Source organism: Salinivibrio sp. SS3 (assembly GCF_001722105.1).
In the GTDB taxonomy this organism is placed as follows: Bacteria; Pseudomonadota; Gammaproteobacteria; order Enterobacterales; family Vibrionaceae; genus Salinivibrio; species Salinivibrio kushneri.
Genome location: NZ_MEBQ01000006.1, coordinates 1 through 12937 on the forward strand (window position 1 = coordinate 1; position 12937 = coordinate 12937).

Below are 12937 nucleotides of genomic sequence, written 5' to 3' on the forward strand. Positions count from 1 at the left end.
CAAAGGTTGAGTTGAATTAATTAGCAAGAGAAGAGTTTCAAAGCCGGGATTCAACGCAAGCGAATGATGTGCGCGATGGACCAAGAGTACCTCGCGACCGTGCTAGGAAGCCTTTCGTGACGCGGATGTTCATGCGTTTTCCGTGCGCGTATTCCAACATCGCGTGATCGTTTTCAGCATCGCCCATGCAAATCACCTCGTTAGGTTGAATACCTAAATGCGCCGCAATGGCGGCCACCCCCGCCCCTTTGTGGCTTGCAGGGTTTAAAAACTCGAGGAAGAAAGGCGCACTTTGCACGACCGTAAATTCCTCGCGTAGCGTGGATGGTAACGCACTGATCACTTCGTTTAACTTGCTTGGCTCTGCCACCATCAACACTTTGATAATCGGATGATCATCACTTAGGGTCTCGAAATCCATCACGGTAATATCCAGGCCGTTGATCTTGCCCTCAATCTCGGTATACGGATTCTGTGCGGGTGTAATCAAACCGTGCTCAGTACTAAAGGCATGCACAGAGGCTCCCAGTGCCTCGGCGTGCCGAGCCAATGTTTTAGCGGCTTTTCCGTCGAGCCCTTTTTGCAAGATCACCTTATCGGTCCCCACGTTTTTCACCATCGAGCCATTGTAATAAAGCACAAAGTCTTTATCTGAATAGATACCCAACTCATCCAGCTTAGGCTGCATGCCCTCAAGCGGCCGACCGGACGCCAATACCACAGTCACGCCTTTTTCACGCGCGCGGGCAATGGCTTGCTTATTCTCAGCAGAGATTGCTTTCTCGCTGTTCAACAAGGTGCCGTCCATATCCAAGGCGATTAATTTGTACATCGTTTACTCACTTCAACATCAAAATAAAATCAGAAACTTTCCCAGAACCGCAAACTAAACGCCGTGCCTACAACAACATATCGTCTTCAATCGCAATAAAGCGATCGACACTGTTCACCAAGGAATTAGCCGTTAGGGAAGGCACACCAAGCACGATCGCTTCAGTGTGATAGCGCGCGCGGATTTTGTTCATCAGCAAGTCAAAATCTCCGTCGCCAGATAACAGCACCACGGTATCGACCTCGGGAGCGGTTTCCATCACATCAATAGCAATCCCCACATCCCAATCGCCTTTGGTACTGCCATCGGCGCGTTGAATATAAGGTTTGAGCTTGACGGTAAAGCCAATGTGGCGCAGGGCATCTTGAAATTTGATTTGCTGATCGTCATCGCGGCGAATGGCGTAGGCATACGCAGTTACCACCTCCCCCATGTCATTGAGGGTTTGCCACAACTGACGATAGTTAAACTGACGCCCGTAGGCTTGGCGTGTGGTGTAGTAGATATTTTGAACGTCGACAAAAACCGCGATTTTTTTCAAGTCAGGCTCACAGTCGGTGGGAGAATTGAAGCCAGAGAGGATACCACATCACGCGACCTTGAAGACAATCACAAGCGTGGCCGCGTCTAGCAAAAACATCGAGTAGGGTGAGGCGTTGCCGCCTCATCCCTCTCACAGAACCGTACATACGGACCTCGTATACGGCTCATGCACACTTCCATTCAGCATAAATGCTAAACACATACCCTGTCCTCACGTGTTCAAGATTAACTAACCCCTGCTCATCGAACCATTGGTTGGGCATTGCATAGCTTGCTAGCGGGCTCGCTGCATTTCTCCAGCTGGTCATGCTTATCCATTTACATGGCGGTTTATAACCTCGCTGTCTCAGTCTGCGATGTAGCCTTGACGGCTTCTTCCACAGTCTAAGTTGTATGCTGCGTAGCCTACGCCTCAGCCATGCGGCTAGTTTCTTGAACTCCCTGTTGGCATTGGCGATCCTGAAGTATTGACTAAATCCTCGTATCACTGGGTTTAGCATCTTGATGATGGCCGGCAGCGGTTTTCCACTGTTCCGTTTCGTCATCCGCTTCAGCTTTGCTTTGAACCCTGCTAGTTTCTTCGGTTGGATTCGGGTATGTGTTCGCCCGATCTCTACCCCTAGGAACTTCACACCCTCATCGCTATGCGCGATGTGGGACTTTTGTTGATTCACGCTTAGCTTCAGCGTTTTCTCCAGTATCTTTGTCGCTTGTACAAGGGCATTTTCTGCCCCTGCTCGGCTTCGACAGAAAATCAGAATATCGTCCGCATAGCGTACTATTCGGTGCCCCCGCTCTCGCATTGCTTGATCGAAGGCATCCAAATAGATATTAGCGATCAGTGGACTGATCACCCCACCTTGCGGGCTGCCTATTTCTGTCGACTGCCAGTTGCCGTCGACCATTACCCCACTTTTCAGGAACTGCCTGAGCAGCGCTAGCACGCTGCTATCCGTGACCCGTCTGCGTATGCTTTTGATGATAAGCTCATGGTCGAGTTTATCGAAGCATTTCGACAGGTCCATATCCACGACATGGTCTAGCCCATAGCGGCGAATGAACATCGTGGCTTTGTTGATAGCGTCGTGACATCCTCGATGCGGTCTGTACCCAAAACTTGATGGGTGGAACTGTGCCTCGAAGATGGGCGTGAGTAGGTCGTTCAGGGTTTGTTGGACAACTCTATCCCGAACTGTCGGGATGCCAAGTAACCTAACACCACCGTCGTCTTTGGGGATCTCTACCCGCTTGACCGGTTGTGGCTTGTATTGCTTGGTTTGGAGCTCAAGGAGCAGTTGGTCGAGTTGATTACTCAGATCCGAGGCGAAGTCACTCAGGCTCTGCCTATCTGTTCCGGCCGCGCCTTTTGCTTTCCACACCTTTTTAAATCCGTTGTACAGTCGTTGCTTGTCTAGCAGGTGACCATACAGGCTGTAATAAACTCTCACTCTGTCCTCTTGGGTTGTGTGCTGTGTGGGGGCAAGATGCGCTTTGTCGATATGGGTTTGTTTCACTTGGTCGTTTAGCCTTCTAGCTCAAGGGCAATTTACTAAACAGTGTCCGAGTTACTCCCGTGTACGGTTTCTCGTTCCAGAGCCTTATTCCTAAGGTGACCGGTTCGGAATACCTCGATAGCTAATCGATTTGGGTACTATCAAAAAAAAACATCTGCTCATCACAGTCTTTAAAGTGTACTTCCTCCCTTCGCAACACCGATTCGCTTTTGGCTGAACGGTGCTCCATCAGACACTGTGCCGATGGTCAGCTCGGTTTTCTCCTCCACACCATTACTGGCTTTCTTAGGCCGAGCCTTACTCACTACTACGGATTCATCTGCCACCTCACACCAACGTTCACCTTGAGTTGCCTCTTGATGAACGCTTCCAGTGTTTCTCTGGATGGGGTGCCAGGCTTCCCCAGTTACTGCACTGGCTCCCTGTCAGAGACGCCACCCTCAAGCACTTGATAGGTCTGACTGAGTATTGGGCTTCACGCTATTTTGCACGCTTACCCACCTATCAAGCCGAAACAGGTTCACTTGCGTTGTGTGCCTCTAACTTCCTATCGCTTCCTTCAGACCCTGCCGTTGGCCAGCAACGCCCTTGCGAGTCGGATTATCTTCCCCTCAGTCGGGGCGATTCAGGTTTCTTTCAACCTGACGGGTTTGCCAGCTTCGCTGGGCAAACAAAAAAGCCGCTGACAACAGCGGCTCTCACGAGGGTTAGTATCATTAACTCAACCCAACAATATTGCCCTCATCATCGAGGTCAAGGTTCATAAACGCTGGTTTTTCCGGTAGGCCGGGCATAGTCATCACGTTGCCGCATAAGGCATAGGCAAATCCGGCACCCGCGCATAATTTCAACTCGCGGATCGGTACATCAAAGCCTTTGGGAGCGCCTTTTATCGCACCATCGGTTGAAATTGATAGCGGCGTTTTCGCCAAACAGACCGCCAAACCCTCATACCCTTGCGCTTTCAATTGTTGCTGTTTCGCGGTTTCACTTAACGTCACGCTTCCCGCGCCATAACCGACTTCCGCAACCACCATCAGTTTTTCTTCCAAACTTTGATGGGCACGATACAAGGGCGAGAATGATGCATCGGTTTCACATTGCGCGACCACTTGTTCCGCCAGTTCACGCGTGCCCTCGCCACCTTGGGCAAAGCCTTCACTGATCGCTACTCTTACCTTATTGGGCAATGCTTCAATCATCGCCTTGAGTGTCGCAAGCTCCACATTACTGTCTTGTGGAAAGCGATTAATCGCCACCACCGCCGGCACACCATATTGAGTCACGTTATTGATATGCCATTTGAGGTTTTCAAACCCTGCTACTAATGCCTGATTATCATCCGCAAAGAGCGCGTCGGGTATAGGCTGACCGGGCTGTAAGTTGTAGTGACCCGAGTTGGCTTTTAAGCCACGCAATGTCGCCACAATCACCGCACAATCTGGCGCTTTATCCGATGCTTGCGCTTTGATGTTGCAGGCTTTTTCAAACCCCATGTCCGAGCCAAAGCCGCCTTCCGTGACGGTATAGTCCCCCAGCTTAAGGGCAATGTTATCGGCGATAATCGACGAATTGCCATGGGCAATATTGGCAAATGGACCGGCGTGAATCAGTGTCGGTACGCCTTCTAGGGTTTGCATCAAGGTGGGTTCAATCGCTTCTTTCATACTCACCGCCATCGCGCCAGCTACTTGTAAATCCTCGGTGGTGATCGGCTCACCAGTATGGCTATAAGCCAACACTATGCGGCCGATGCGCTGACGCAGATCGCGAAGACCGCTCGCCAACGCCAAAATCGCCATTAGTTCGGAGGCGGCCGAGATATCAAACCCGCCTTCACGCTCGTAGCCGTTGATGGTTTTGCCAGGCTCGTTTTTACCCACAGTTACCATACGCAAGGCGCGATCGTTGTGACCCATCACCCGCTTCCATACAACGCGACTTGGGTCGATTTTTAACGCTTTTAAGCCACTACGCGCCTCAAAATCGTCATAGCCTAGGCATTGCTCGTGATAGATTCGCGCATCAATAGCCGCAGCAGCCAAGTTGTGCGCCGCGGTCACCGCATGAATATCTCCCGTCAGGTGGAGGTTGAGCTCCTCCATCGGAGCCACTTGCGAATAACCACCGCCAGCTGCGCCACCTTTCACACCAAATACGGGCCCCATCGAAGGCTGACGAATACACGCCGTTACAGAATGATTCAGCTTGGCCAAGCCTTGCGCCAGACCAATGGTGGTGACGGTTTTGCCTTCACCCAAGGGCGTGGGAGTAATGGCGGTGACCAGTACTAACTTTCCGGTTGGGTTGGGCGCAAGACGCTTTAAGCAATCGAGAGAGATTTTGGCTTTATGGCTACCTTGCGTTTTAAACTCTGAGTCAAGGAGGCCAACTTGCTTGGCTATGGTGGAAATGGGGGCGAGTGTGGTGTTACGACAGATCTCGACATCAGGCAGCATGAAACCCTCTCAATAGCGCACAATATGTTCTAGGCAAACGTTTGCGTCAGCATAATACCGCTAAAATTGCTATTGTAAAGCGAAAGGACGCTTGCGGTAAGCGTCCTTTATGACTTTTTATCCCATGTGCCGAGAATAGTGATCATGCTATTGGCTTAGGCGACTTTAAATTGCCCGACCAAGGTATCGAGATCTTGACCCAGTGAGCTCAGCTCTTCCGCCGCGTGTGACGATGCCTCACTCGAGTTCAATAAGCTAGCGACAATGTCACGAATCGATACCAGATTACGATGAATATCTTCCGTGACCGTGGTTTGCTCTGACGCCGCACTGGCAATTTGCGAGGTCATATCGTTCACTTGCGAAAACGCCGCACTCACCGAGGTGATTCGCTCGCCAATTTGCGCTGAAATCGTTGCCATGCTTTGGCACTCTTGATCGCTGTCGGCAATGGTTTTCACGGCACTATCCACATGCACATGCAGGCCATCGAGCATGTCACGGATCTCATGAGTGCTGGTTTGGGTGCGACTGGCCAAGGTGCGCACTTCATCAGCCACTACCGCAAAGCCTCTCCCCTGCTCACCCGCACGGGCCGCTTCAATCGCCGCATTCAGCGCCAGTAGATTGGTTTGCTCGGCAATCTCACCAATCACAGACAGCACCGAGGTGATCTTGTCCGACTGGGCTTTAAGCTGGTCCACCTGCCCGCTCGACTCACCCATTTTCGCTACCAACCGCTCAACCGACGAGATAGATTCATGCACTTGGGTTTGTGCATTCTGGGCGTCTTGGGTGGCAGACGTAGCGGCATCAGCAACCTGAGTAGTGTTCTGTGCCACTTCCTGCGCAGCAGAGCTCATTTCTGTTACCGCGGTGACCACTTGCTCGGTCTCGTTATCATGGGTTTGTAGTTTTTGCGCTACCGCAGATGTTTGCTGAGCCATATCACTGGCGGTGCTGTTTACTTGTGCCGTCACTTGCGCCACACGCTGAATAGTCTGCTGCAGTTTCTCTACAAAACGATTAAACGCATGGCCAAGTTGAGCGATCTCATCATGGCCATGCACGTGCAAGCGCTGAGTGAGATCACCCTCGCCACTGGCGATATCATTAAGCTTATCGAGCATGTTTTTCACCGGCTCACCAATACGCTGCGCAAACCAGCTCACTAGCAACACTGTGATAATCACCGTGCCCAACCCAAGCAAGGTTAAACGCCAGATCTGAGCATCCAATGCTTGCTCTGCTTCACTGCGATAAGCGGCTACCTCTCGGTCGATATCATCGATGTAGGCACCGGTACCAAGCAACCATCGACCATTATTGATCATCACCGCATAGCCAATTTTCTCAATCAGCTGGTCAGCGCCGGGCTTATCAAACATAAAATTGAAAAAGCCATCGCCTCGCTGTGCGGCCTCAAGCAGGCCTTGAATAACCTTGTTGCCTTTCGGATCAGTAAAATCAATCAGGTTTTTCCCTTCAAGGGCTGGTTTAACAGGGTGAAACACATTAACCCCCTGTTTGTTGTAGATAAAAAAGTAACCCGCTTCGCCAAATTTCACATCAGTAAGCGCCGTTTTCAGCGCCGCCAGACGTGCCTCACTGGTACCGGGATTGATGCGTTCTACAATGTTCTCGGCCACCTGAGTCACTTCTTCGAGTTGTTTTTTACGCTCGTTGACTAATTTTTCCCGAAACGTGGCAATGTTCTCTTCTATTAATGTCCGCTCGTTATGTGCCGTGATCGCACTCAAAATCAATATCGAGGCAATTAGCGGCACAATGGCAAGCAGCAGTATTTTTGTTTTAAACATCAGCTTCATTAGCATTTACCCTACAGACTAATTTTGTAAGCAAATGCTACTACTTAGCTAGACAGTCAAAAATATAAACCGCTGTTTTCTTTGATCTAAACGCAATTGAGTCACCGAAGCTGTGACAAGGGTTGGAATGTCATGTAAATGGAAAGGTCTTTGCCATATCGTGGTGTGGATTTGGCTCGCTCCCATGCGGGAACGAGCAAGACTAGCGTTATTTAGACCATATTACTCTGTATCTGGGAAGTTTCTTTCGTTTCGGAGCTTTAATCCAACGTTTACTCGCCCATCGATCAAATTCTTTATGGCTCATACAGTGATATGGGCCGGTAGAAATGCAAGAGCGCTTTACCAACAGTCTATATTTTCGATTAACGCGATAACTTAGCCAGTCCTTGTTCGTCTGAATAACCTTTGGGTGCATGCCTGGCGAGATCTTGTGATCCAATATTTTTACCACCACCTCTTCAGCTTGATGGAGAAGTCGAGAAGAGGCTTTAGGCATAATGATTTGAACGCTAACACCATCGCTTACAATTTCCTTTGTCATGCTCCCCTCCCTACTGGTAACGTTGCGAAAATTTCTCGGCATCAAATCCGGTTTCCGCTAACGCAACGTCAACAGGCGTGGTAAGCAATGAACGGCTTTTAAAGTAACCTTGCCCATCATTCCCATTTTGGAAAAATGCACCATCAGGACTGAGCATAAGGTACGAATTGGTCATTGAGTCGTTATCTTCAACCGACATGCAATAAGACACGGAACGATGTCGTTCAACAAACGTTTGAAATTGTTGGTCCGTGATGGCTTGAACTGAATCAAACACAGGTAATACCCGCAGTACCTTCCATTTATGGGGCTGTATGCGTGCCATTAAAGTGGTGAAATCTTCTTCAATATTAAACGTATTGACGACGGTATTAACTTTGAGTTCGGTGTGAGGTGAGTAGTGTTTTACTTGGGTAAAAATTGATTCTAGTCGGTGGGAAGATAACGCATGACCCGCAGCTGTCTTGCGACCAATAATCTGCTGTCGCTCGAGGTCGCAAGCATCATAACTAATCCCCAGTAATTGGAGCTTGTGGCTATGCGCCTCAATAAATTGGTCTGTAATTAAATGGCCGTTCGTAATAATAGATGTATCAAAGCCTAACTCGATGGCATAATCCAATGCGTCAATAAAGCGTTGCTTTAAAAGCAAAGGCTCTCCACCTGCAAAATTTAGCCTAACACGTTGATACTGTAACTCTTTCTTAATAGGATTTGGTGAAAAGAAGTACTGCGCTAGCTTGAAAAGCAGCGACCGCATATCGTCTATATTTCGGTGGATCTCATTAGGCTTTGCCCATTTTGCATAGCAGTAATGGCAGTCGTAATTGCACTTCTCAGTAATATGGTAATTGATAACGAGTTGATTTGCTTTGTTCATAACACTACTCCTTCTGGGTGACAGAAGTAGTGTTGATTTGTGCAGTGCACAAAAAAGCTTTTTTTACTCGGGTAAACTGTTTAGCAACGACGTAAAGCGTAGAGCCTCTTGATACTCTTGATTCACCCGACTCACCAGCGCAGCTAAACCGCGATCACGGTCCATCAAGACACTATCGACTTGCTCGGCAAGTTGTGCCGCTTGCGTCAGATCTTGCTCGAACCAGTGAAAGAGAATTTGCTCTTTCAATGACAGTGACAATCGCTGATCTCTAAGCAATTGGTGGAGCAGCCCTGTGTTATGCATCGCCACATCCGCATTAGGTAAGCGTTGATCGGGGAAGGGGCTCGTTAGACGCTGTTCTCGCAATTTGAACCCACCATTTTGCATCTCACCGATAAACTGCTGCGCCGCCTGTGTTAAATGTGTAGTCGACTGAACAGATTGCGCGTTGAGCAAGATCTCCTCGCACACAATGGCGCTTTCGGTACGCGCGGAGGGATCATCAAAAATTTTTTTGACGAATTTGGTATCACTAAAAAAGGCGTCTAACACCAGTGCGTTAAACAAGCAATCTTGCCCTTGTGAGGTCAAATACGTTTTTCCACGCTTGTTTATGCTCGCGTCACTAAAATCTTCTTTTTGCACACACGCAGGCGGGATGACCTTGTTGCGCACGTAGCTATTCGCTTTTGAGCGGAGGAGCTGGCTCCCTCCAACCCCGAAAAGACTTTTCACTGCTTCATTGGTATTCATTAACGACATACAGCACGCTCCAACAACCGCGTTTCAGAATAGGCATCATCAAGCGTCACAGAGGCGATTACCTCTGCGGCTCTATACACAGACCGTGTGCCATAACTAGTGCACATGTTGTCAGCATTCATGAGTGCTCCTAAGCAATATCCTGCTCGAAAGCTTTCTTCCTTCGAAGTGGTGAGAAAGGCACCAAAATGGGGATCATCTTTCTTGTCATAGATTTCGATATATTCTTGGCAAGCGGAGACCAAAAAATCAGCACTACCTGCTTTAGCATCCGAATGTATTAACGCGTAGCTGGGCTTAGCAACACATAAAAGGCATAATACTAAATAACAAGCGACTCTCATTCTGCAACTCCTTCGCGGTTGATTTCGCTCGTTTGGTATTTAGTTCTGGCAAGCGTGTTGATTCGATAATAGCTATAAAGGAAGGTAACTGCCATCAACAGATAAGACAATAAATCAACCAAAGGTAATCTAGCGTAGCGTTCCCAGTTAAAATGAAAGTATTGCTTATTTACTACAAACACAGCAATCACTAGTAAAAGCACACAAGCCTGATGCACCCACGGCGTAATAACTTTTGTTACGATTGGTGCATCTACCTGTCGGCAACGCTTTATGTAGTGATAAAAAAATACCACGAAGAAAACGAAAAACAGTGTCTCGATTAGGTCGATCTCTGCAAAATAAAAGCCGTATTCAAAAACCTCGAAAGGTATTAACGCGTAACCGAGTAGGCCTAATAAAAATAGCGTTAAGAGCCAAACCCATTTCAAAAAGAATGCGATGCCGAATAGCATTTTACTGACGATATTTGTCTTTTGCTTCACCATGTTAATAAAAATTCCTTTTTTAGTCTTTATCGGGCGCCTTAGCAGAGACAAGAACCACACTGAGGGAGGGAGTATTATTTAGGTCTCTAGCCATTATTCAAACTCGTTATTCTTTCCCTTGCGGGAGCGCGGGTACGAGACACCAACCGACTCAGTACGCGAAACTGGCTGTATCGATACAAACATCGAGAATTTTGCGACTGAGTATAAGTGTAAGTAAGTTCCGAAACCAGTTGTTAGATCACGTTACAAGCTGGCTGCTGATATATTGAACAACTTAAGGAGTTTATACCTATCTAGATGGAAGCATGGTAAAGAGTGTGACTTTCCACGTGCACCACACGTCCCCACCAAACCATTCCGCTGTTCGTCGCGTATTCTTAGTGGGTATGCAGGAGGTGGCTATGAAAAATCGTAAAGTGCCGCATGGTAAGTTTTCTCGCTTTGGTGCGCTGGCTTCGTTGGCGGGACGGGTGGCGTCGAATGTGGCGTGGGAAGGTACCAAACAGTTTGCCCAAGGCAATCGGCCGAGTCGTAAGGATTTGGTGATGTCGCCGGCTAATATTGCCCATGTGGCAGATAAACTGGCGGATTTGCGTGGGGCGGCGATGAAGGTTGGTCAGTTGCTGTCGATGGATGCAGGAGATCTGATCCCGCCAGAGCTTAGTGATTTGCTCGCCCGCTTACGTAGTAACGCCACGCCTATGCCTCCGGCGCAGCTTAAAGCAGTACTTAATGACGAGCTGGGCGATAATTGGCAGGCTGAGTTCACTCATTTTCGTTTCTCACCCATCGCGTCAGCATCGATTGGCCAGGTGCACGAGGCCTATACCGATGCCGGTGAAAAAGTGGCGGTAAAGGTGCAATACCCGCGCATCAAAGACAGCATTGATAGCGATGTGGATAATGTGATCACCTTACTGCGGTTAAGTGGCTTGATCCCCAAAGAAGCCAATTACCAAGCCTTGCTCGATGAAGCCAAGCAGCAGCTGCATGACGAAGCCGATTACCGCAAAGAAGCACAAGCACTGACTAGGTTTGGCGATCATTTGAAAAATGCCAACGGTTTAATGGTGCCAAGAGTGCACTCAGCCCTTACCTCTGATCGCGTTCTCACCATGAGCTATATGGCAGGAGAACCGATTGAGCGGCTCAACAACGCCTCAGAGACAATTCGTCATCGCGTGATCAGTTGTTTATTCCAATTGCTGTTTGAAGAGGTGTTTATGTTTGGGGAGGTGCAAACCGATCCGAACTTCGCTAACTACTTGTATCAGCCAGACACCGGACGTGTGGTGTTGCTCGATTTTGGCGCCACCCGTCAGTATGCCCCGACCTTTACCGATGGCTATCGCAAGCTATTTTTAGCGGCGATTGAAAAAGACAACGCAGGGATTGAGGCGGCACTGACCCAAATTGGCTTTTTTGCCGAGCACATCTTGCCAGAGCAAAAAGCCAGTGTGCTGGAGCTTGTGAACACGGCTTGTGAACCCATTTCGACGGATGCGCCATTTAACTTTGGCGACGCCGATTTGGCAACGCGTTTACGTAACCGTGGGATGGCGCTGAGTATGGAACAAGGTTATTGGCACACGCCACCGGCGAATGCACTGTTTTTACATCGTAAAATTGCGGGATTATATTTGCTGGCGGCCAAGTTAAACGTGAGTTTTAATGTCCGCCAGTTGTTATTGCCCTATTTAATCCACTCGCATACGGATAATCCGGTCGAAGCGTAAACAGCCACCGTGTGCTGCGCGCGGGACTAAGGGCTATCGCGCAGCGCTTCACAATAGGCGACCAAATCTTCCGCGGCCCAGTGGCTCGACACATTACGAGCGGTTAAAGCCGCATCAATCCGCCCTTCGCTGACTACCTCAAACCAATGGCTGAGCATCGCGGCAAAACCTTTGCTCGCTTGCATACCCGTCCAATCTGGCAAGGTCAGCTGTGTGGTGACGTTGTCTTGCATGCGCGCACCGCGGGTAAAGCCATCAAAGAAATAGCACTCGTTACGATAGGCCGCGGCAATGGTTTCTTTGTTGACCCCATACTGGCGGTTCATGCTGGCCTCAAACAAGCTATTGTCGCGGTGCCAACGCACATCTAAACGCCCGAGCAAGCCCTCGCTAAATTGCGCAAACACATCCAAGTCATCAATATTGATGTCACCATGAACATTAATGCTGTCGAGCGGATGAATGAAATCATCAAAAACAAAACGACGTGGCGCATCGGGCAGCGCATGACGGTGTTTCTCCCAACGCAACGATAAAAGCGGTGTGCCCAGCTCATCTTCAGGGCGCTGGCCATTAAGGTGGATGTTGAGCAAAGGCAAATAACGCCGGTTAAACCCGGCAAATAAGGGGATTTGTTGTTGCTCTGCAAGGTTGAATAAGGCTTCAACCTCCGCGCCTGATGGAGCAACGGGTTTATCGACAAACACTGGCACGCCTGCTTGTAAGCAGGTACGAATCAAGGCCGCATGCGAGTCGGTCGCGCTGTGGATCATCACCCCATCCACCCCTAAGGCTAAGCACTCGTGGATATCACTTGCGGTCTCACTCACACGATATTGCGTGGCCAGCGCCGCCCGTTTCGCGCTATCACGGCTGCACAATACCCACTCCAACCCCGGCCAGTTGGCCATCAATGGCAGGTAGGCTTTTTGTGCGATGTCCCCTAACCCGATCGATGCGATCTTCATGCCTTCTCCTTACATCGTGCGTGCCCGCGGGC

The 12937-nt window shown here is 49.3% G+C and carries 10 protein-coding genes and 1 pseudogene; 1 reads left to right on the plus strand and 10 read right to left on the minus strand.

Going from position 1 to position 12937, the window contains the following annotated elements:
- Positions 1–145 precede the first annotated feature (145 nt).
- From BGL48_RS02920 to BGL48_RS02965, 9 genes and pseudogenes are all read right to left on the minus strand, one after another.
- A pseudogene (locus BGL48_RS02920) lies at positions 146–832 on the minus strand (Cof-type HAD-IIB family hydrolase); the annotation flags it as partial.
- 67 nt (positions 833–899) lie between these two features.
- Positions 900–1373, minus strand: coding sequence for an NYN domain-containing protein (locus tag BGL48_RS02925; protein WP_046073274.1), 474 nt, complete (start codon positions 1371–1373; stop codon positions 900–902).
- Positions 1374–1539: 166 nt separating this feature from the next.
- A complete protein-coding gene (ltrA, locus tag BGL48_RS02930; protein WP_069361335.1) occupies positions 1540–2823 on the minus strand; it encodes a group II intron reverse transcriptase/maturase in 1284 nt (427 codons plus the stop codon).
- A gap of 782 nt (positions 2824–3605) precedes the next feature.
- On the minus strand, positions 3606–5348 hold the full coding sequence (locus tag BGL48_RS02935) for a formate--tetrahydrofolate ligase (RefSeq protein WP_069361256.1): 1743 nt from the start codon (positions 5346–5348) through the stop codon (positions 3606–3608).
- Between the two features lie 155 nt (positions 5349–5503).
- Positions 5504–7168, minus strand: coding sequence for a methyl-accepting chemotaxis protein (locus tag BGL48_RS02940; protein WP_218089794.1), 1665 nt, complete (start codon positions 7166–7168; stop codon positions 5504–5506).
- Positions 7169–7385: 217 nt separating this feature from the next.
- On the minus strand, positions 7386–7763 hold the full coding sequence (locus BGL48_RS16660) for a hypothetical protein (RefSeq protein WP_425589741.1): 378 nt from the start codon (positions 7761–7763) through the stop codon (positions 7386–7388).
- Positions 7732–8601, minus strand: a complete 870-nt coding sequence (locus BGL48_RS02950; RefSeq protein WP_069361259.1) for a viperin family antiviral radical SAM protein — start codon at positions 8599–8601, stop codon at positions 7732–7734. The genes BGL48_RS16660 and BGL48_RS02950 overlap by 32 nt, the downstream gene beginning before the upstream one ends.
- Before the next feature lie 63 nt (positions 8602–8664).
- Positions 8665–9366: a hypothetical protein gene (locus tag BGL48_RS02955; RefSeq protein ID WP_069361260.1), complete on the minus strand. Its 702-nt coding sequence runs from the start codon at positions 9364–9366 to the stop codon at positions 8665–8667.
- Positions 9367–9706: 340 nt separating this feature from the next.
- Positions 9707–10198: a hypothetical protein gene (locus tag BGL48_RS02965; protein WP_069361262.1), complete on the minus strand. Its 492-nt coding sequence runs from the start codon at positions 10196–10198 to the stop codon at positions 9707–9709.
- Positions 10199–10596: 398 nt separating this feature from the next.
- Between BGL48_RS02965 and BGL48_RS02970 the strand changes: the two genes are divergently transcribed.
- On the plus strand, positions 10597–11937 hold the full coding sequence (locus BGL48_RS02970; RefSeq protein WP_176719631.1) for an ABC1 kinase family protein: 1341 nt from the start codon (positions 10597–10599) through the stop codon (positions 11935–11937).
- Between the two features lie 26 nt (positions 11938–11963).
- Here BGL48_RS02970 and BGL48_RS02975 read toward each other — a convergent pair whose 3' ends face one another.
- Positions 11964–12905: a Gfo/Idh/MocA family protein gene (locus BGL48_RS02975; protein WP_069361263.1), complete on the minus strand. Its 942-nt coding sequence runs from the start codon at positions 12903–12905 to the stop codon at positions 11964–11966.
- Between the last annotated feature and the right edge of the window lie 32 nt (positions 12906–12937).

Bases quoted from the DNA above. Each gene is read 5' to 3' on its own strand.
- BGL48_RS02955 (WP_069361260.1), bottom strand. From the start codon at position 9,366: ATGTCGTTAATGAATACCAATGAAGCAGTGAAAAGTCTTTTCGGGGTT.
- BGL48_RS02940 (WP_218089794.1), bottom strand. From the start codon at position 7,168: ATGTTTAAAACAAAAATACTGCTGCTTGCCATTGTGCCGCTAATTGCC.
- BGL48_RS02950 (WP_069361259.1), bottom strand. From the start codon at position 8,601: ATGAACAAAGCAAATCAACTCGTTATCAATTACCATATTACTGAGAAG.
- BGL48_RS02965 (WP_069361262.1), bottom strand. From the start codon at position 10,198: ATGGTGAAGCAAAAGACAAATATCGTCAGTAAAATGCTATTCGGCATC.
- BGL48_RS16660 (WP_425589741.1), bottom strand. From the start codon at position 7,763: ATGCCGAGAAATTTTCGCAACGTTACCAGTAGGGAGGGGAGCATGACA.
- BGL48_RS02935 (WP_069361256.1), bottom strand. From the start codon at position 5,348: ATGCTGCCTGATGTCGAGATCTGTCGTAACACCACACTCGCCCCCATT.
- BGL48_RS02975 (WP_069361263.1), bottom strand. From the start codon at position 12,905: ATGAAGATCGCATCGATCGGGTTAGGGGACATCGCACAAAAAGCCTAC.